We start from the raw sequence: 18114 nt of genomic DNA, 5'->3' as shown, positions 1-18114 counted from the left end.
GATCCGGTTGGAAAGGATGTCTCATGAGCTTTTTCCCCTGTCCCGATCCGGTGCTTGGCGACAAGACGACAGTGGATGCGATTGAGACGCTGGTAATTCCGCGCACAAGCGACATTGGCGGGCTGGAAGTGCGCCGCGCGCTGCCGACCGTTCGCCGCAGGCTGGTGGGGCCGTTCATCTTCTTCGACCGCATGGGTCCGGCAGTGCTGCGCGATGGCGATGCGCTCGATGTGCGCCCGCATCCGCATATCGGCCTTTCGACGGTCACCTATCTGTTCGATGGGCATATCCGCCACCGCGACAGCCTCGGCACGGAAATGGTGGTGCGGCCCGGCGATGTGAACCTCATGACGGCGGGGCGCGGCATTGTGCATTCCGAGCGCTCGCCGGAAGAAGAGCGCAATGGGCCGCTCTCGATTTCCGGCGTGCAGACTTGGCTGGCGCTGCCCGATGCGCTGGAAGAAATCGACCCGCATTTCTATCATACCAATGCGCCCGATCTGCCGTTGATGACGGATCCGGAATTTGACGGTCGCCTGATCATCGGTTCGATGCTTGGGCTGAAATCGCCGGTCATCCAGCATGCCGATACGCTTTATGCCGATATCCGCATCAAGCCGCATGGTCGTTTTCCCATTCCGCCGACAGCGGAAGAACGCGCGATCTATACGCTGAGCGGCAATGTGGGCATTGGCGGCGAAGTGTTTCCGCCCGACCGGCTTCTGGCCTTCCGCCCCGGTGACGATATCGTCGTGCAGGCCGGGCCTGAAGGCGCGCATATCATGCTTTTCGGCGGTGCGGCGCTTGGCTCGAAACGTTACATCTGGTGGAATTTCGTTTCATCCTCCAAGGAGCGCATCGAGCAGGCCAAGGAAGAATGGCGCACAGGTCGTTTCGATATCGTGCCGGGCGACGAACAGGATTTCATACCTTTGCCTGAATGATAGCGTATGTCGCGGAAAAGTGGGAACCGGTTTTCCGGTGACGACATGCGTGTAGCATTGCATGATTTGACTTCTTATCGTGTTAGATTGGCGCAGATCGGCCTGCGCTGCTTGATCTGGCCACGCTGCTGCTATACCGACGACCAATCCAGATAATCCCAAAGACAGGTTGTTTCGATGTCCCGACCCAACACCCCATTGCTCGACAAGGCGCCGACCCCGGATCGCCTGCGCGCTTTGCCGGAGCAGGACCTGCCGCAACTGACGGCAGAACTGCGCGCCGAACTGATCGACGCCGTGTCCACCACGGGCGGGCATCTGGGCGCGGGGCTGGGCGTGGTCGAGCTGACGGTCGCGCTGCACCATGTTTTCGATACGCCGCATGACCGCATCATCTGGGACGTCGGCCATCAGGCCTATCCGCACAAGATCCTGACCGGTCGTCGCGACCGCATCCGCACGCTGCGGCAGGAAGGCGGCTTGTCCGGCTTCACCAAGCGTTCCGAGAGCGAATATGATCCATTCGGCGCGGCGCATTCCTCGACGTCGATTTCCGCCGGTCTCGGCATGGCGGTGGCCAGCGATCTTTCCGGCGAAAAGCGCAATGTCATTGCCGTCATCGGCGACGGTTCCATGTCGGCTGGCATGGCCTATGAGGCGATGAACAATGCCGGTGCGCTGGATGCGCGGCTTATCGTGATCCTCAACGACAACGACATGTCGATTGCGCCGCCGACCGGCGCCATGAGCGCGTATCTGGCGCGCCTCGTTTCGGGCCGCACCTATCGCAGCGTTCGCGAAGCCGCCAAGCAGGTAGCGCAAAAACTGCCGAAATTTCTTCAGGACAAGGCGCGCAAGTCAGAAGAATATGCCCGCGCCTTCTTCACCGGCGGCACGCTGTTCGAGGAGCTGGGCTTCTATTATGTCGGTCCTATCGACGGGCATAATCTCGACCATCTTCTGCCCGTGCTGAAAAATGTGCGCGATACGCAAAAAGGCCCTGTGCTGATCCATGTGGTGACGCAGAAGGGCAAGGGCTATGCGCCTGCCGAAGCTGCCGCCGACAAATATCATGGCGTCAACAAGTTCGATGTCATCACCGGCAAACAGGCGAAGCCGCCTGCGAATGCGCCGAGCTATACCAAGATTTTCGGCACGAGCCTGATCGAAGAAGCGCGTCACGACGACAAGATCGTGGCGATCACTGCCGCCATGCCGACCGGCACCGGGCTTGATCTCTTCGGTGAAGTGTTCCCGAAGCGCACTTTCGATGTGGGCATTGCCGAACAGCACGCCGTCACATTTGCAGCCGGTCTCGCCAGCGAGGGCTTCAAGCCGTTCTGCGCTATTTACTCGACCTTCCTGCAGCGTGGTTACGATCAGGTCGTGCATGATGTGTCGATCCAGAACCTTCCGGTTCGCTTCCCCATCGACCGCGCCGGTCTGGTGGGTGCCGATGGCGCCACCCATGCAGGCTCCTTCGATACGGGTTTCCTCGCGGCTCTGCCGGGGTTTGTCGTCATGGCGGCTTCCGACGAGGCTGAACTGCGCCATATGGTGCGCACTGCCGCCGAATATGACGAAAGCCCGATTTCCTTCCGCTATCCGCGTGGTGACGGCGTCGGCGTCGATCTGCCGGAGCGCGGCTCGGTGCTGGAAATCGGCAAGGGCCGCATCGTGCGCGAAGGCACCAAAGTGGCGCTGCTATCCTTCGGGACGCGGTTGCAGGAATGCCTTGCCGCCGCCGATGATCTGGGCGCTGCCGGACTTTCGACGACAGTTGCTGATGCGCGCTTTGCCAAGCCACTCGATCACGATCTCATCCGTCGTCTCGCCCGTGAGCATGAAGTGCTGGTGACGGTCGAAGAGGGTGCGGTAGGCGGCTTTGCCTCGCATGTGCTGCAATTCCTCGCCACCGATGGCTTGCTGGATCGCGGCCTCAAGGTTCGTGCGCTGACGCTGCCCGATCTCTATCAGGATCACGGCAAGCCGGATGCGATGTATGCCAGCGCTGGTCTCGACCGTGCCGGTATCGTGCACACGGTCTTTTCGGCGCTTGGCCGCGAAGATATCGCGACACCGTTCCGTGCCTGATTTCAGGGCCTGATCCTATGAGCGTGCCATCTGCCGATAGTCGTCCGCGCCTTGACCAGTTGCTGGTGGAACGCGGATTGTTCGCCACGCGCTCGCGCGCCCGCGATGCGATCCAGCGCGGCACGGTCAAGGTGGATGGCAAAGCCGTCACCAAGCCGGGCCAGACCGTGGCGCAGAACGCGGCAATCGCGGTGGACGACCCGGCCAGCGCCTATGTCTCCCGCGCCGCGTTGAAACTGATTGCGGCGCTTGATCATTTCGACCTCGATGTGACGGGGCGCACGGCGCTCGATATTGGCGCATCCACCGGAGGCTTTACGCAGGTGTTGCTGGAGCGCGGTGCAAGCCATGTCATCGCTATCGATGTCGGCCACGACCAATTGCATGACAGCCTGCGCGCTGATCCCCGCGTCACCAACAAGGAGGGCGTCAACGCCCGCGCGCTGGAGCTTATCCATCTCGATGGACGCGACATCGACTGCGTTGTCTCTGATGTCAGTTTCATCTCGCTCAAGCTGGCTTTGCCCCCGGCATTGGCCTTTGCGCAAAAAGATGCTATCTGCGCGCTTCTCGTGAAGCCGCAATTCGAGGCAGGACGTGAAGCCATCGGCAAGGGCGGCATTTTGCGCGACGCGGCAGACGGCGAACGCATCGCAGAAGAACTCAAACTCTGGCTTGAGACGCAGCCTGGCTGGCGCGCGCTCGGCCTTTGCCCGTCGCCCATCGAAGGTGGTGATGGCAATCGTGAATATCTCTTGGCAGGAAAGAAAGACCAATGACGACGCCAGTAACGGGGCAAGTTAATATCCGCTCGATTGGTGCGGGCGGCGATGGCGTCGCCAATCTTCCCGATGGTCAGATCTATGTGCCTTTCACCCTGCCGGGCGAAGTGGCCAATGTGGCGCGCGACAAGAACCGCGCGACGCTGATGGCCTTGCTGGAAGCCTCGCCGGAACGGCAGGACCCGGCCTGCCAGCATTTCGAAGCCTGCGGCGGTTGCGCGCTGCAACACTGGCAGGATGAGCCTTATCGCCTGTGGAAGCGCGAACTGGTGGTCGCGGCCCTGAAGGGCAGGGGCATCGACGCAGAGGTTGAACCGCTGGTGGCCTGCGCGCCGCATACGCGCCGCCGCGCCGTTTTTGCCGCGCGCAAGACGGAAAAGGGCGTTCTGCTCGGCTTCAATCGCCATCTCAGCCACGAAATCATCGATATTGTCGAATGCCCGGTTACTGTGCCGGAAATCATTGTGCGCCTCGACGATCTGCGCGATGTCGGCGCTTTGCTGGCGCCCGGTTCCAAACCGTTCAAGCTGGCGGCAACACTGACGGCATCCGGCCTCGATCTGGCGGCAAGCGGCTGCGGAGTGCTGGATGACGACCAGCGCCGCGCCCTGACCGCGCTGGTCATCAAGAAAGGCTTTGCGCGTCTTTCCCACGAGGGCGAAATCATCGTCGAGCCGAAAAAGCCACTGATCCATTTCGGCAAGGTTCCGGTGCCAGTGCCGCCCGGCTGCTTCCTGCAAGCGACGGCTGAAGCCGAGGAAACCATGACGGCGTTGGTGCTGAACCATGTCGGCAAGGCAAAGCGTGTGGCCGATCTCTTCTGCGGTGTCGGTACGTTTGCACTCAGAATCGCAGAGAAAAGCGCTGTCCATGCGGTGGAAAGCGACGCTGCCGCGCTGGCGGCGCTCGATCGTGGCGTGCGCCATGTGCAGGGCTTGAAGCCTGTCTCGGTCGAGCGGCGCGACCTGTTCCGCCGTCCGCTGATGCCGAAGGAATTGCTGCCATACAACGCCGTGGTCTTCGATCCGCCGCGTGCGGGTGCCGAAGAACAGGCGCAGGAACTGGCCAAGTCCAAAGTGGAAAGGGTGGTTGCCGTGTCGTGTAACCCGGTGACGCTCGCCCGCGATCTCGCCATTCTGGTAAAGGGTGGCTATCGCATCCAGCGCGTCACGCCCATCGACCAGTTCCTGTGGTCGCCGCATGTGGAAGCGGTTGTGACACTGGTGAAGAAATAAAGCAGTAAATGCCGGGCCGAGCGCCCAGCATTTTTATTTCTATCGTCAGGCTTAGTTGGCCAGTCCGTCGAAATTCGTCAGAATGGTGGTCCAGCCTTTGATGTGGCCGTCGCGCGCTTCGGGGCTGCGGAATTTGACCTGCTTCAGCGTGATGTCAGTGGTGTTCGGGTCCACTTCCTTCAGGTCGATCGTCACCACGCTGTCGTCCAGCGAATGGGGCGAATTCCACGTGAATGCCAGATGCGCATGGGGGTCGATTTCGAGATAGGTGCCCGAATGCGGCACGTCGCGGTCGACCATGTGCATCAAAATGGAGAAGCGACCGCCTTTCACCGCATCCGTGGTGACATCGGACGGACCGGTGCTGTCGCTTGATGCGCGCATGAATTTCGCCAGCGTTGCGGGCGAGAGCCATGCGTTGAAAACCTTCTCCCGGGGAGCGGCGATCCTGCGATTGACTGTCAGTTCAAGCTCACTCATTTTCCTGTTCCTTCGAAACGAGTACATCCTCCAGCGCCGTCAGGCGCAGTTCCCAGACAGACTTCAGTTCCGCGAACCAGTTTTCCACTTCCCGTACTGGTTCCAGTTCAGCGGCAATGAAATGCTCGCGGCCCAAAGTCTTGCGGGTGACCAACCCTGCTTCCTCCAGCACCTTGATGTGCTTGGAGACCGAGTTGAGCGACATGTCGAAATGAGCGGCGAGCGCAGTCACTCTTGATGGCCCCTCCTGTACGAGCAGCGTCAAGATATGCCGTCGCGTAACGTCTCCGACGGCTTTGAGAATATGTGACAGAGCATCCTCGTTCATTATTCACCCGTAAGGTTGAATATACGTCATCCATGGAAATAGTCAACCATATGGGTGAACGTTTTTCAATGGGCTGTGGTGGCAGTTGCGTGCTTAGAGCGCGTTTCGATCTGAATGAATCAGATGAGCGCTCTAAGCTTCTATATTTCAAGCATAATCTTATCGATCCTCGTTTCACTCCGATCGGATTATGCTCTAAAAACAAAAACCATCTGTACGGGCGGTACAGATGGTTCAATGCATAAAGAATAAGAAGGCAGCCCTTGTGAGGGCAGGGCTTACATCTTTTCGATGATTTCGCGGTCGCCTTCGCGCGGCTTGCCATTGGCGGCGATGATGGCCGGCACAATGTCTTCCGCCCGGTCGATGACCAGCGGCTGCACCTGATGGGCGGTATGGAGAAACCCTTCCGCGCGCATGTGGTCGAGCAGCGACAGCATGGGCTGCCAGAAATTGTTGATATTGGCGAAGACCATCGGCTTGCGATGCTTGCCGAGCTGTCCCCAAGTCATCATCTCGACGATTTCCTCGACCGTGCCGATGCCGCCGGGCAGTGTGACGAATGCATCCGACTTCTGGAACATCAGGTGCTTGCGCTCGTGCATATCGTCAACGACGATCAGTTCGGTCAGCTGTTCCGCCTTTTCGAGGCTTGCTTCCTTGTTGAGCAGGAAAGTCGGGATGATGCCGGTGACTTCGCCGCCAGCTTCCATCACGCCCTGCGACACCGCGCCCATGATGCCGCGTGTGCCGCCGCCATAGACAAGGCGCAGGCCATGCTCGGCAATCGAGCGGCCAAGCGCCAGTCCCGCTTCGCGATAGATGGGGTTCTGGCCCATGGAAGAGCCGCAATAAACGCAAATGGATCGAATCTCAGACATAGTGCTTTTTTGGGCTTTTGATGCGTAAGCGTCAAGTCGGGCGTCACGCCGCAGTGGCGCAAAAACCGTTCATGTCCTGTACATTCAGGGCCGGTATTCTAAGTCTTATTTTGCAAATCAAATCGGAGTGAATTTGAAAATGTTGTCACCAATGAAATTGTCCGTCGCGCTTTTTGCACTGTCCCTGACCGCCTCCGCGGCATCTGCTGCTGAAATTACCATCAAACTGCCGGACGATACGGCGGTGACGACCAATTCCGTCCTTTATAAATGCGGCGAAAAGGACGTGTCCGTCACCTATTACAATGCCGGTGATATTTCGCTGGCCGAGCTTGAGCTGGATGATGAAACCATCATCGCTTCCAACGTTATTTCCGGCTCCGGCGCGAAATATGCCGGTGGCGTTTATGTCTGGTGGACCAAGGGCCAGGAGGCCAGTCTCTACAACCTTATGGACGACCCGGAACAGGAAAAGCCTACAAGCTGTGCAGAACAATAAGCAAGCTAAGAAAAACCCTCGTAGCTTTCGCTAATTCGGTGCAGATTTGTTGTGGGGGGAAGCCAAAAGCTATAAACCCATTCTAGAGAGCATTTCCAGCAAAAGTGCGAAGCGGTTTTGTGTTGGATAATGCGACAGGGGAAGAAGTTAGCATTTCCAGCAAAAGTGCGAAGCGGTTTTGCGTTGGATAATGCGCAGACAAAATAGATAGCGCGGTTCCAAAGTCTCCGTTTTAACCGGAAACGCGCAAGTCTCTGGCGTGGGTTTCGAAACGAAATGCAGAAGAACAGCTTTGGATTGCTCGGCGCTGGCGTGATGGCGGTTATTGTCGGGCTTGGTCTTTATTGGAACGCGAAAAAGACAGAGCCAGATACGCCGAAGGCCGGCGTTTCCGCGCCCGCCGCTTCCGGCGGCGAACAACAGGCAGCACAGCCGCAAACGCCCCAGACGGAAACACCGCCAGCGCAATCCGCTGCGGCTGCGCCAAAGGCTGATAAGCCGACCACCCCTACCGAACAGGCTGCCGTTGAACCGGAACAGCAACACCAGACGCCGATCTTCGACGTCTTGCGCGTAGAACCGGATGGCTCCGTGGTGATCGCAGGCAAGGCCATGCCGAATTCGGACGTCGAAGTCGTGGCGGGCGCCAGTGTTCTCGGCAAGGCCAAGGCAGGCCCCAATGGCGATTTCGTCGTGGTGCTGGACGATCCTTTGAAGCCGGGCGATCATCAGCTGGTGCTGCGCGCCTCCGGGCAGGACAAGGTTGCCACTTCCGCCCAAACCGCCATTGTCTCCGTGCCGGATTCAAAAAGCGGACAGGTTCTGGCGCTGGTTGAAGAGCCGGGCGCAGCAAGCCGCCTGATCACCAAGCCCGAAGCGGCTCCCGCGCAGCCCGCCGACAGCGCTTCCGGCCCGTCGAATGGCGCGGCTACAGCGCCGACCCCGGGCGAAAGCTCGCAGGCCAAGCCTGCGGAGGAACTTCCGATTGCCATCGAAGCGGTGGAAATCGAAGGAGACGCCATCTTCGTGGCAGGCAACGCCAAGGGCGGAAATCGCGTGATCGTCCATGCCAACGATATTCTGATCGGCTCCAGCGCCGTTTCGCCGGAAGGCCGTTTCCTCGTGCAGAGCACGCAGCCGCTGGCTGTCGCCGATTACATCATTCGCGCCGATCTGCTCGACAATGCCAATCGAATCGTCGCAACTGCGCGTGTGCCGTTCCGCCGCGAGGCTGGCGCAAATATTTCGGCGGTTGCCCCCGCCGCCGGTGGCGCTGTGCCCGCGGAAGCCGGTGCCGAGGACAAGGCCACGTTGCAAAAGGTCGATGGTTCGGTGATCATCCGCCGCGGCGACAATCTGTGGACGATTTCCAAGCGCGCTTATGGCAAGGGCACACGCTACACAACGATCTATCTGGCCAATCGCGAGCAGATCAGGAATCCGGACCTCATCTGGCCGGGGCAGGTGTTCCACATGCCGAAAGAACCACTGGGCGATGAGGAAGTGAAGCGCCAGAGGCAAGAACGTCAAAACTGACCGGTCTTCATTATACTCAACAATCACGATAGCTTGTTTTTACATTCACGGCGTTTTTTGGAAAAGACGCCGTGAAATCTTGTGCTTTAAGGTATAATCGTTTATCGTCGATATACGATGAAGATTTCCATGAATGATCAGCCCGCAGCCGATCTCGGCACGATGGCGAAAGGCGACGAGGATGCCGCGCGGATCTATGCCGCGCTGGGGCATCCGGTGCGTATCGCCATCTTACGGCAGCTGATCCTTGAGGACGCCTGCTGCTGCAAGGACATTGTCGGCAGGCTGGATCTCGCCCAATCCACTGTTTCGCAGCATTTGAAGGTTCTCGTGACCGCAAGGCTGATCGACTATAGACCCGAACGCCAGTCTTCGCGCTACAGCGTCAACTGGCAGCAAATCAATGCCATTCGCACCCACCTTGCCGCATTCGCCGGTGGTTGTTGCACGTTATGATCTGACCCGAAAGAACGCCTGATGAGCTCCTCCAAAACGGTTTCTGCCGAATCCGGCGAAACATTCAAGACCCTGCGCAATCTCTGGCCCTATATGTGGCCCGAGGGCAGGCCGGACCTGCGCATGCGCGTGGTGTGGGCGACGTTCTATCTGGTCATTTCGAAGATCGTACTCATTCTCGTTCCCTATTTCTTCAAATGGGCGACGAATGCGCTGAACGGACAGTTGCAAGCGCCGGGCTATGTGCCGCTCTTCCTGACCGGCGCGGTCATGCTGGTGGTGGCCTATAACGGATCGAGGGTCGTGCAGGCCGGTCTCAACCAGCTGCGTGACGCGCTGTTTGCCAGTGTCGGCCAATATGCGGTGCGTCAGCTCGCCTATCGGACGTTCGTGCACATGCACCAGCTTTCGCTGCGCTTTCATCTGGAGCGGCGCACGGGCGGCCTGTCACGCGTGATCGAGCGCGGCACGAAGGGCATCGAAACCATCGTCCGCTTCACCATTCTCAACACTCTGCCGACCATTCTGGAATTTGCAATGACGGCGGTGATCTTCGCCGTCTCCTACGGCATTTCCTATCTGGTCGTCGTCGCGGCGACGGTGTGGCTCTATACGTGGTTCACCATCAAGGCGAGCGATTGGCGCATTAACATCCGTCGCGAGATGAATGATTCCGATACGGACGCCAACACCAAGGCTATCGACTCCCTGCTGAACTTCGAGACCGTGAAATATTTTGGCAATGAGGCGATGGAGGCCAAGCGTTTCGATAGCTCCATGGCGCGTTATGAAAAGGCTGCGACCCAGACCTGGACCTCACTCGGCTGGCTGAACTTCGGTCAGGCGGTGATCTTCGGTGTCGGCATGGCGATCGTCATGGTGATGTCGGCGCTGGAAGTGCGCGCCGGAACGCAATCCATCGGCGATTTCGTGTTCATCAATGCGCTGTTGATGCAGCTTTCCATTCCGCTCAACTTCATCGGCTTCATCTATCGCGAAATCCGTCAGGGTCTGACCGATATCGAACAGATGTTCGACCTGCTCGACGTAAAGCAGGAAGTGAGTGACAAGCCGGATGCCAAGCCGGTGCAGGTCGACAAGGGCGCAATCCGCTTCGATGACGTGCATTTTGCCTATGATTCCAATCGCCCGATCCTCAAGGGCATCAGCTTCGAAGTTCCGGCGGGCAAGACCGTGGCGATTGTCGGGCCTTCGGGCGCGGGCAAGTCCACCATCTCGCGGCTGCTGTTCCGCTTCTACGATATCCAGTCGGGCTCGGTGACCATCGACGGGCAGGATGTCCGCGATGTGACGCAGGAAAGCCTGCGTAAGGTTATCGGCATGGTCCCGCAGGATACGGTGCTGTTCAACGACACCATCGCCTATAATATCCGCTATGGCCGCACCGATGCGACCGAGGAAGAGGTGGAGAAGGCAGCCGAAATGGCGCAGATCTCCCGTTTCATCCAGCATCTGCCGGACGGCTATAAGTCCATGGTGGGCGAGCGCGGCCTGAAGCTTTCAGGTGGCGAAAAGCAGCGCGTGGCGATTGCGCGCACGATCCTGAAAGCACCGCCGATCCTGATCCTCGATGAAGCGACCTCGGCGCTGGACACGGCGACCGAGCAGGAAATCCAGTCGGCGCTGGATATCGTCAGCCGTGGCCGCACGACGCTGGTTATCGCGCACCGCCTTTCAACGGTGATCGGTGCTGATGAAATCATCGTGTTGAAGGATGGCTTGATCGCCGAGCGCGGCACGCATCGCCAGCTTCTGAAGCACAAAGGCCTTTATGCTTCGATGTGGGATCGCCAGCGCGAGGCCGACGAAGCCGAAGAACGCCTGCGTCAGGTGCGCGAAAGTGACGAATTGGGCGTCGTTGTGCGCGGTACGCCTGCGGCGGAGTGATCACGCCACCTGACAGTCGTGCATAAATTGCGAAATGCATTTTGAGATTCTGGAAGGGATGCGCTACATACGGCGAAACGCGAGGAACAAGCGATGAGCCTGACTGACACTATCCGCAACACTTTCGTGCCGATTCACCGGGAAGGCTATCCGTTCATAGCGGGCTTTTTCGTGGTTTCGCTGATCCTTGGCTGGTTGTGGGATCCGCTGTTCTGGATCGGCATGGTGCTGACGGTTTGGTGCATCTATTTCTACCGTGATCCCGAGCGCGTGACGCCGATGGACGATGATCTCGTCATCAGCCCGGCTGACGGCAAGGTATCCTTCGTCGGCCCGGCCATTCCGCCTGCGGAGCTTGATCTCGGTGACGAGCCGCTGACGCGCGTTTCCGTGTTCATGAATGTCTTTTCCGTGCACATCAACCGCTCGCCGGTTCGTGGTCAGATCGTTAAGGTCGAGCATCGCCCGGGCAAGTTCCTCAATGCCGAACTCGACAAGGCCAGCACCGAAAACGAACGCAACAGCGTTCTGATCGAGAGCCCGCATGGCAAGGTCGGCGTGGTGCAGATCGCTGGTCTGGTGGCGCGCCGCATCGTGTGCTGGTCCAATCAGGATGACGATCTGTCGGTCGGAGAACGTTTTGGCCTTATCCGCTTCGGTTCCCGCGTCGATGTCTATCTGCCTGCCGATGCGGCTGTGCGCGTTGCCGTCGGTCAGACGGCTGTTGCTGGTGAAACGGTGCTTGCCGATTATGGCAGCAACCGTAGCGAACCCGTCGTCCGGATTGCGTAGCCGATGGGAACACCTTTTCCGCCTTTTGAGCCCAATGGCCGCGTGGATTCATCCCGCGGCCCAAAGCTGTCGCAGATACCGCTGCGTATTGTTATTCCGAACCTCATTACGGTTTTGGCCATTTGCGCTGGTCTGACCGGGATTCGTCTTGCTTTCGAAAACCGCTTCGAGCTGGCCGTCGCTATGGTGCTGGTTGCGGCATTTCTCGACGGCATCGACGGACGTGTCGCGCGCATGATGAAAGGCTCGTCGAAATTCGGCGAGCAGATGGATTCATTGGCCGATATCGTCAATTTCGGCGTTGCGCCCGCGCTGGTGCTTTATGCTTTCATGCTGGATCAGGCGCGTTCCTTCGGCTGGATCGCCGGTCTTCTCTATGCGATTGCCTGCTGCCTTCGTCTTGCGCGCTTCAATGTGATGCTGGAAGACCCGAACCGGCCTGCATGGCAGAGCAATTATTTCATCGGCGTGCCTGCGCCCGCAGGGGCCATGCTGGTGCTGCTGCCGGTCTATCTCGGTTTTCTCGGCCTGACGCCCTCGCGCGGGCTGGCCTTCGGCGTCGCCATCTATACGGTAGCCATCGCGTTCCTGCTGGTGAGCCGCCTGCCAGTCTATAACGGCAAATCGGCGGGCAGCCTCGTGCGCCGCGATATCGTCATGCCGCTGATCCTCTGCGTGGTCGTCTACGTGGCGTTCCTGATGAGCTTCACATGGCAGACGCTGAGCCTGACAGCTCTCGCCTATCTGGCGTTCCTGCCGTTCAGCCTTGCCGCGTGGAACCGCCGCGAGGCTGCGGATCGGGCAGCGGCGGAAGAACCCGCGACCGAGAGCGAGGAAGAAAAGTCGTCGGCGTCAGAAGAAAACTGACGGCAGCTTTTCCAGAATGAACGCAACGCGCTCCTCAACCGAAGTTTTCGGCAGGAGCGCGATTTCATATCCGAACCGGCGATAGGTTGTTTCCATCGCCGTGAAGGTGCGCACAGCCTCGTCGAAATCCTGCTTGCGCTCGGCATCTTGCCCAAAAATCTTCGGCCATGGCGGGGCGAGAAACACTGTTTTGTTATAACGAATCTGCTGTGCTGCCGCTTCCATATGCGGCGGTACGGGCAAGTTGCAAAGCGAAAGATAGCCGATCACATCCGGCACGCCGCGATCAAAGAAGACCGGCCCTGTTTGGTCTTGCGCCAAGCGGTATGAGCGCATTTCCCACGATAACATGAGCTCGGCGAAAAGAGCGCGGTCGTCCCAGGGCAGGGCCGTGCCACCAATGGCAACCTGATCCTGAATGATGGCGCGTCCGGCCTCCGCGGTGCGGGCGTAGCCGTGCTGTTCGAGTGCGTCGATCAGCGTGCTCTTCCCCGATCCGGGTCCGCCGCTGATGACGTGAAATCGGGCTTGGTTGTCAGCCATTCTGTTCTCCAGACAAATGAAGTGAGTTGCGGCGTGCGAAAGCGCATGCCGGTGACGATGGATTTCTTTGGGAGGGGAGAGGGAAAAAGCCCGCTAAAAAAGGCCGAAGACAAGGCAGCGAAGGGGCAAGTATTTGTAAAATAACGCTGGCCTTGCTAATTGGCAAGGCCAGCCAAATAGTATTAGGACGGCATGTGATAGTCGAGGAAGCGGTCCTGCCGCACGTCGAACAGCTTGCCCGTGACATTGAGCGCCGGATCGGCAAGCTTCACGATTTTTTCGGCCACTTCCTGCGGTGTCGGCAGGGTGTCAGGGTCTTCGCCCGGCATCGCCTGTGCGCGCATGGCGGTGCGGGTTGCGCCGGGATTGACCGAGTTGATGTTCAGCGCCATCTGCCTGGTCTCTTCGGCCCAGCTGCGGGCCATGACCTCGACAGCCGCCTTGGAGGCCGCATAAGGCCCCCAGAAGGCGCGGCAGCTATGCGCAACGCCGGATGAAAGCAGAATAGCGCGCCCGGCATCGGAAAGACGCAGTAGCGGGTCCGTGGAGCGGATCAGACGCCAAACGCTCGTCACGTTGACATTCATGACCTTCTCGAAGGTCTTTGCCTCCACATGGCCGATCGGGGAGATGGTGCCCAGCACGCCCGCATTGGCGACCATGATATCCAGTTTGCCCCAGCGCTCGTGGATCGAGCCGCCAAGGCGGTCGATGGCTTCCATGTCGGTGATGTCGAGCGGCACCAAAGTCGCGTTGCCGCCGAGCTTGCGAATGTCGTCGTCCAGCTCTTCAAGGCCGCCGACAGTGCGCGCCACAGCGATCACATGCGCGCCGCGCTTTGCCAGTTCCAGCGAAAGAAAATAGCCAATGCCGCGCGATGCGCCCGTTACCAAGGCCAGCCGGCCCGTAAGGTCGATTGTCATTCCGTCCCCAATGACTTTTATGAAGAGATTGGAGCGGCCCGGAGGCCGCCCGTTCGCGAATATGCGTCAGCCGTTGCTGGCAAGCAGCGACAGCGTGTGGATGTTGCTTTCGCCTTCCTGATCGAGAAGGCGGGTCGGGTAGTCACCCGTGAAATAGTGATCCGTGAAGGCAGGCGCCTTCGGATCACGAACCTTGCCGCCGACAGCCTTGTAGAGACCGTCGATGGACAGGAAGGCCAGCGAATCCGCACCGATGTAACGGCACATGGATTCCAGATCTTCATGCTGATTGGCCAGAAGCTTGTCGGCATGCGGTGTATCGATGCCGTAGAAATCCGGATGATAGATCATCGGGCTTGCCACGCGAATATGCACTTCCTTCGCACCCGCATCGCGCATCATCTGCACGATCTTGACCGAAGTGGTGCCGCGCACGATGGAATCATCCACGAGCACAACACGCTTGCCTTCGATCATGGCGCGATTGGCCGAATGCTTCAGCTTTACGCCCAGGGCGCGAATCTGCTGCGTCGGCTCGATGAAGGTGCGACCGACATAGTGATTGCGGATGATGCCATATTCGAATGGAATGCCGCTTGCCTGCGCAAAGCCGAGCGCCGCAGGCGTACCGCCATCGGGCACCGGCACGATGACATCCGCTTCGACACCGGCTTCACCGGCGAGTTCAATGCCCATGTTCTTGCGCGCCACATAGACGCTGCGTCCGCCGACGACCGAATCCGGACGGGCGAAATAGACATATTCGAACAGGCACAGCCGTTCCGGCTGCGGGTTTTCCGCCTTGATGGACTGGGTGGTGATCGAGCCGTCCTGCTGGATTTCGCAGACGATCACTTCGCCATTTTCGACGTCGCGAATATATTTCGCGCCGATGATGTCGAGGGCGCAGGTTTCCGAGCAGAAGATCGGCTTGCCGTCCAGTTCGCCCATGACGAGCGGACGGATGCCGATGCTGTCACGCGCGGCGATCAGCTTGGTGCGGGTCAGCGCCAGCATGGCATAACCGCCCTCAACCTGACGGATCGCATCCACGAAACGGTCGGAAGACGAGGCGAAACGCGACCGGGCGATCATATGCAAAACGACTTCCGTATCGGAAGTCGCCTGGAAGATCGCACCCGAGGCGATCAGCTGTTTGCGCAGCGAAATGCCGTTGGTGAAATTGCCGTTATGGGCAATCGCAATGCCGCCGACTTCCAGTTCTGCGAAAAGCGGCTGCACATTGCGCAGGATCGTTTCGCCGGTGGTGGAATAGCGCACATGGCCGATGGCGCGGTCGCCGGGCAGGCGGTTCAGCGTGGCGGCGTCGGTGAAATGGTCCCCGACGAGGCCCATATGGCGTTCGGAGTGGAAGCGGCGATTGTGATAGGACACAATACCGGCGGCTTCCTGCCCGCGATGTTGAAGGGCGTGCAGACCGAGCGCTGTCAGCGCTGCGGCGTCCTCATGACCCAAAATGCCGAATACACCACACTCTTCATGCAGGGTGTCGTCATCCAGCATAAAGGAAGTCTCATCATGCGACTGTTGGAACATTGTCCGCAAGGCCTTTCGATTGCGGGTTGTTAAAAACAACATTTACATGAAAGGACGCCGTTTTGAAAGCGATCCCTTGAACCCGCGTCAGTTAAGCTGATCATATAGGCCTTTATTGGGGCCAAAAACAGATGAAACCGGCACAAGCCGGTTTCAATTTTTCACATCAGATTGTGATCATTGCTGTGCAGGCGCGTCATCCGGGACAGGCGCTTCTTCCTGCTCGCCAGTGGCCGGAGCATTGTTCTGCTGCGGCTTGAACTTGTCGACCATCTTTTCCGGGTCAGCCGGCAGGAGATTGCGCAACTGTTCGCCGAAGGAATCGAGCATCGGCTTCGATTTGGCGTTGGTGATCCACGCAGGCTGGTTATCCGGCACCGCCCAGTTGAAGAACAGCATGGCGACGACCATCAGAAGCACGCCGCGGGCCGCACCGAACAGGAAGCCCAGCGTGCGGTCGAGCGCGCCGATGCGGCTGTCGATGATGAAATCCGCGATCTTCATGGTGATCAGCGAAACGATGATCAGCACCACGAGGAAAACCGCAGCCATAGCGGCGATCATGGCCAGCGTGTCGTTATTGATATAGGGCTTTATGTAGGGCAGCACCGGCTTGTAGAACAGGAATGCAGCAGCGGCGGCAGCGGCCCAGGATACCAGCGACAGCACTTCGCGGGAAAACCCGCGCACCATCGCCAGAACCGCTGATACCAGCGTTATTCCGAGTAGAATTCCATCAAGTATGGTTATCGGCATTCTGGCCTGTCCTCAGTGTTTCGCGCATGCGTTCCGGTGCGCAGGGCAGTCAAAGACGCGGAAGCTTAACATCGGAAGGTTGACAGAATCTTCCCGCGTTAAGCCCCTGAATTATTACTTCTTTCCGGCACCCGATGCTGCAATGCGCGCAACGAGGTCGGGCAGGGCGGCGGTTTCCATGAGACGGAAGCTGCGATCTTTCCAAAGTTCGCCGCTGCCGCTTGGCACTTCCGCCTGCCGGAAGCCGAGTTTCTCCGCTTCCTTCAATCTCTGTACTGCATGCGTCACCGCACGAACAGCACCGGAAAGGCTGATTTCGCCGAAATAAACACAATCTGGCGGAAGGGCAATACCGGCCATGGAGGAAACAAGCGCCGATGCAACCGCAATATCGGCAGCCGGTTCGCTGATCCGATAGCCGCCCGCGACATTCAGATAGACGTCATGCTGCCCAAAACGCACCCCGCAATGGGATTCCAGCACGGCGAGAATCATGGCGAGACGCCCGCCATCCCAGCCCACCACCGCGCGGCGCGGCGTGCCGAGCGAGGAGGGTGCGACAAGGGCCTGAATTTCCACCAGAACCGGGCGCGTGCCTTCCATCCCGGCAAAAACCGCCGCTCCCGGCGCTTTTTCGTTGCGTTCGCCCAGAAAAAGCTCCGACGGATTGGACACTTCACGCAAGCCGCCATCGGACATTTCAAAAACGCCGATTTCGTCGGTGGGGCCAAAGCGGTTTTTCACCGTGCGCAGGATGCGGTAATGATGCCCGCCTTCGCCTTCGAAATAGAGAACACCATCGACCATGTGTTCGACCACGCGGGGACCGGCAATCTGGCCGTCCTTGGTGACATGGCCGACCAGAACAACCGCAGCGCCGGTCTGCTTGGCGTAACGGATCATGGCCTGTGCCGAGGAGCGCACCTGTGTGACCGTGCCAGGGGCAGAATCCGCCATGTCGGTCCACAAGGTCTGGATCGAATCGATGATGACGAGATCGGGACGTTTGCCGTCGGAAATGGTGGCGATGATGTCTTCGACATTGGTTTCGGCGGCAAGTTCCACTGCCGATGTGGCGACACCGAGACGCTGCGCGCGCAAGCGGATCTGCGCGACCGCTTCTTCGCCTGAAACATAGACGATGCGGTGGCCGCGATTGGCAAGGGCTGCTGCCGCCTGCGTCAAAAGCGTTGACTTGCCGATGCCGGGATCGCCGCCGATCAACAGCGCAGAACCGCGCACGAAGCCGCCGCCGGTTACACGGTCGAGTTCGCTGATGCCGGAAATAATGCGCGGGGCATCTTCAATGTCGCCGGACAGCGAGGTCAGCGCCACGGCGCGGCCCTTGCGCTTCGACAACATGGCGCCCGGACCGGAACCGATACCGCTATTGGTGCCTTCCTCGACAAGCGTGTTCCACTCGCCGCAGGAATCGCACTTGCCCGCCCAGCGCGTATGCACTGTGCCGCAATTTTGGCAGATGAACTGAATGCGCGCCTTGGCCATCAGAGACGCGCCTTTTTCGAAGAGATA

At 59.2% G+C, this 18114-nt stretch carries 17 protein-coding genes and 1 pseudogene; 10 read left to right on the top strand and 8 right to left on the bottom strand.

What is annotated here, in order from left to right:
* The first annotated feature begins 23 nt into the window (after nucleotides 1-23).
* The 4 genes from WIX40_RS11515 to WIX40_RS11500 all read left to right on the top strand — a co-directional run bounded on the left by WIX40_RS11515 (nucleotide 24) and on the right by WIX40_RS11500 (nucleotide 5055).
* Entirely contained in the window at nucleotides 24-944 is a 921-nt protein-coding gene (locus tag WIX40_RS11515; protein ID WP_339439948.1) for a pirin family protein, read from the top strand.
* Between the two features lie 177 nt (nucleotides 945-1121).
* Nucleotides 1122-3038 carry a 1-deoxy-D-xylulose-5-phosphate synthase gene (dxs, locus tag WIX40_RS11510; RefSeq protein WP_339439947.1) on the top strand — a complete coding sequence of 639 codons (1917 nt, stop codon included), beginning with the start codon at nucleotides 1122-1124 and terminating at the stop codon, nucleotides 3036-3038.
* Between the two features lie 17 nt (nucleotides 3039-3055).
* Nucleotides 3056-3817 carry a TlyA family RNA methyltransferase gene (locus tag WIX40_RS11505; RefSeq protein ID WP_124915195.1) on the top strand — a complete coding sequence of 254 codons (762 nt, stop codon included), beginning with the start codon at nucleotides 3056-3058 and terminating at the stop codon, nucleotides 3815-3817.
* A complete protein-coding gene (locus tag WIX40_RS11500) occupies nucleotides 3814-5055 on the top strand; it encodes a class I SAM-dependent RNA methyltransferase (RefSeq protein WP_339439946.1) in 1242 nt (413 codons plus the stop codon). Before WIX40_RS11505 ends, WIX40_RS11500 begins: the two co-directional genes overlap by 4 nt.
* 51 nt (nucleotides 5056-5106) lie before the next feature.
* Here the strand turns inward: WIX40_RS11500 and WIX40_RS11495 are convergent, their stop codons facing one another.
* The 3 genes from WIX40_RS11495 to WIX40_RS11485 all read right to left on the bottom strand — a co-directional run bounded on the left by WIX40_RS11495 (nucleotide 5107) and on the right by WIX40_RS11485 (nucleotide 6744).
* A complete protein-coding gene (locus tag WIX40_RS11495) occupies nucleotides 5107-5535 on the bottom strand; it encodes an SRPBCC family protein (protein ID WP_339439945.1) in 429 nt (142 codons plus the stop codon).
* Nucleotides 5528-5863 (bottom strand): ArsR/SmtB family transcription factor, encoded by a 336-nt coding sequence (locus tag WIX40_RS11490; RefSeq protein ID WP_109368460.1) that lies wholly within the window; start codon nucleotides 5861-5863, stop codon nucleotides 5528-5530. The genes WIX40_RS11495 and WIX40_RS11490 overlap by 8 nt, the downstream gene beginning before the upstream one ends.
* Before the next feature lie 278 nt (nucleotides 5864-6141).
* Entirely contained in the window at nucleotides 6142-6744 is a 603-nt protein-coding gene (locus tag WIX40_RS11485) for an LOG family protein (protein WP_339439944.1), read from the bottom strand.
* A gap of 139 nt (nucleotides 6745-6883) precedes the next feature.
* On the opposite strand from WIX40_RS11485, the gene WIX40_RS11480 reads away from it, so the two are divergent.
* The 6 genes and pseudogenes from WIX40_RS11480 to pssA all read left to right on the top strand — a co-directional run bounded on the left by WIX40_RS11480 (nucleotide 6884) and on the right by pssA (nucleotide 12802).
* A complete protein-coding gene (locus tag WIX40_RS11480) occupies nucleotides 6884-7243 on the top strand; it encodes an MliC family protein (protein WP_371834129.1) in 360 nt (119 codons plus the stop codon).
* 276 nt (nucleotides 7244-7519) lie between these two features.
* The gene (locus WIX40_RS11470) at nucleotides 7520-8779 is read left to right on the top strand and encodes a LysM peptidoglycan-binding domain-containing protein (RefSeq protein WP_339439942.1); all 1260 of its coding nucleotides are present in this window, start codon (nucleotides 7520-7522) and stop codon (nucleotides 8777-8779) included.
* A 129-nt stretch (nucleotides 8780-8908) separates the two neighbouring features.
* Nucleotides 8909-9235 carry an ArsR/SmtB family transcription factor gene (locus WIX40_RS11465; RefSeq protein WP_349496900.1) on the top strand — a complete coding sequence of 109 codons (327 nt, stop codon included), beginning with the start codon at nucleotides 8909-8911 and terminating at the stop codon, nucleotides 9233-9235.
* Between the two features lie 21 nt (nucleotides 9236-9256).
* On the top strand, nucleotides 9257-11143 hold the full coding sequence (locus WIX40_RS11460; protein ID WP_339439941.1) for an ABCB family ABC transporter ATP-binding protein/permease: 1887 nt from the start codon (nucleotides 9257-9259) through the stop codon (nucleotides 11141-11143).
* 87 nt (nucleotides 11144-11230) lie between these two features.
* Nucleotides 11231-11935: pseudogene (locus tag WIX40_RS11455) on the top strand (phosphatidylserine decarboxylase); the annotation flags it as partial.
* A 3-nt stretch (nucleotides 11936-11938) separates the two neighbouring features.
* Nucleotides 11939-12802: a CDP-diacylglycerol--serine O-phosphatidyltransferase gene (pssA, locus tag WIX40_RS11450; RefSeq protein WP_339439940.1), complete on the top strand. Its 864-nt coding sequence runs from the start codon at nucleotides 11939-11941 to the stop codon at nucleotides 12800-12802.
* Here pssA and WIX40_RS11445 read toward each other — a convergent pair.
* The 5 genes from WIX40_RS11445 to radA form a co-directional block, all read right to left on the bottom strand.
* Nucleotides 12788-13345 carry an AAA family ATPase gene (locus WIX40_RS11445; protein WP_339439939.1) on the bottom strand — a complete coding sequence of 186 codons (558 nt, stop codon included), beginning with the start codon at nucleotides 13343-13345 and terminating at the stop codon, nucleotides 12788-12790. The genes pssA and WIX40_RS11445 overlap by 15 nt on opposite strands.
* A 182-nt stretch (nucleotides 13346-13527) precedes the next feature.
* Nucleotides 13528-14268 (bottom strand): SDR family NAD(P)-dependent oxidoreductase, encoded by a 741-nt coding sequence (locus WIX40_RS11440; RefSeq protein ID WP_109368469.1) that lies wholly within the window; start codon nucleotides 14266-14268, stop codon nucleotides 13528-13530.
* A gap of 66 nt (nucleotides 14269-14334) precedes the next feature.
* Nucleotides 14335-15825, bottom strand: a complete 1491-nt coding sequence (purF, locus tag WIX40_RS11435) for an amidophosphoribosyltransferase (protein ID WP_109368470.1) — start codon at nucleotides 15823-15825, stop codon at nucleotides 14335-14337.
* A 177-nt stretch (nucleotides 15826-16002) separates the two neighbouring features.
* Nucleotides 16003-16581 (bottom strand): CvpA family protein, encoded by a 579-nt coding sequence (locus tag WIX40_RS11430; RefSeq protein WP_109368471.1) that lies wholly within the window; start codon nucleotides 16579-16581, stop codon nucleotides 16003-16005.
* Nucleotides 16582-16695: 114 nt separating this feature from the next.
* The gene (gene radA, locus WIX40_RS11425; RefSeq protein WP_109368472.1) at nucleotides 16696-18087 is read right to left on the bottom strand and encodes a DNA repair protein RadA; all 1392 of its coding nucleotides are present in this window, start codon (nucleotides 18085-18087) and stop codon (nucleotides 16696-16698) included.
* Nucleotides 18088-18114: the final 27 nt, after the last annotated feature.

The sequence above is a fragment of the Ochrobactrum teleogrylli genome, assembly GCF_037482325.1.
Lineage (GTDB): Bacteria > Pseudomonadota > Alphaproteobacteria > Rhizobiales > Rhizobiaceae > Brucella > Brucella teleogrylli.
Note: the sequence above shows the minus strand (reverse complement) of the source record. Positions and strands in the feature narration are given on the sequence as shown.

Bases quoted from the DNA above. Each gene is read 5' to 3' on its own strand.
- WIX40_RS11470 (WP_339439942.1), top strand. From the start codon at position 7,520: ATGCAGAAGAACAGCTTTGGATTGCTCGGCGCTGGCGTGATGGCGGTT.
- radA (WP_109368472.1), bottom strand. From the start codon at position 18,087: ATGGCCAAGGCGCGCATTCAGTTCATCTGCCAAAATTGCGGCACAGTG.
- WIX40_RS11515 (WP_339439948.1), top strand. From the start codon at position 24: ATGAGCTTTTTCCCCTGTCCCGATCCGGTGCTTGGCGACAAGACGACA.
- WIX40_RS11465 (WP_349496900.1), top strand. From the start codon at position 8,909: ATGAATGATCAGCCCGCAGCCGATCTCGGCACGATGGCGAAAGGCGAC.
- pssA (WP_339439940.1), top strand. From the start codon at position 11,939: ATGGGAACACCTTTTCCGCCTTTTGAGCCCAATGGCCGCGTGGATTCA.
- WIX40_RS11460 (WP_339439941.1), top strand. From the start codon at position 9,257: ATGAGCTCCTCCAAAACGGTTTCTGCCGAATCCGGCGAAACATTCAAG.
- WIX40_RS11430 (WP_109368471.1), bottom strand. From the start codon at position 16,581: ATGCCGATAACCATACTTGATGGAATTCTACTCGGAATAACGCTGGTA.
- dxs (WP_339439947.1), top strand. From the start codon at position 1,122: ATGTCCCGACCCAACACCCCATTGCTCGACAAGGCGCCGACCCCGGAT.
- WIX40_RS11445 (WP_339439939.1), bottom strand. From the start codon at position 13,345: ATGGCTGACAACCAAGCCCGATTTCACGTCATCAGCGGCGGACCCGGA.
- WIX40_RS11485 (WP_339439944.1), bottom strand. From the start codon at position 6,744: ATGTCTGAGATTCGATCCATTTGCGTTTATTGCGGCTCTTCCATGGGC.
- WIX40_RS11505 (WP_124915195.1), top strand. From the start codon at position 3,056: ATGAGCGTGCCATCTGCCGATAGTCGTCCGCGCCTTGACCAGTTGCTG.
- purF (WP_109368470.1), bottom strand. From the start codon at position 15,825: ATGTTCCAACAGTCGCATGATGAGACTTCCTTTATGCTGGATGACGAC.
- WIX40_RS11440 (WP_109368469.1), bottom strand. From the start codon at position 14,268: ATGACAATCGACCTTACGGGCCGGCTGGCCTTGGTAACGGGCGCATCG.
- WIX40_RS11500 (WP_339439946.1), top strand. From the start codon at position 3,814: ATGACGACGCCAGTAACGGGGCAAGTTAATATCCGCTCGATTGGTGCG.
- WIX40_RS11495 (WP_339439945.1), bottom strand. From the start codon at position 5,535: ATGAGTGAGCTTGAACTGACAGTCAATCGCAGGATCGCCGCTCCCCGG.
- WIX40_RS11490 (WP_109368460.1), bottom strand. From the start codon at position 5,863: ATGAACGAGGATGCTCTGTCACATATTCTCAAAGCCGTCGGAGACGTT.
- WIX40_RS11480 (WP_371834129.1), top strand. From the start codon at position 6,884: ATGTTGTCACCAATGAAATTGTCCGTCGCGCTTTTTGCACTGTCCCTG.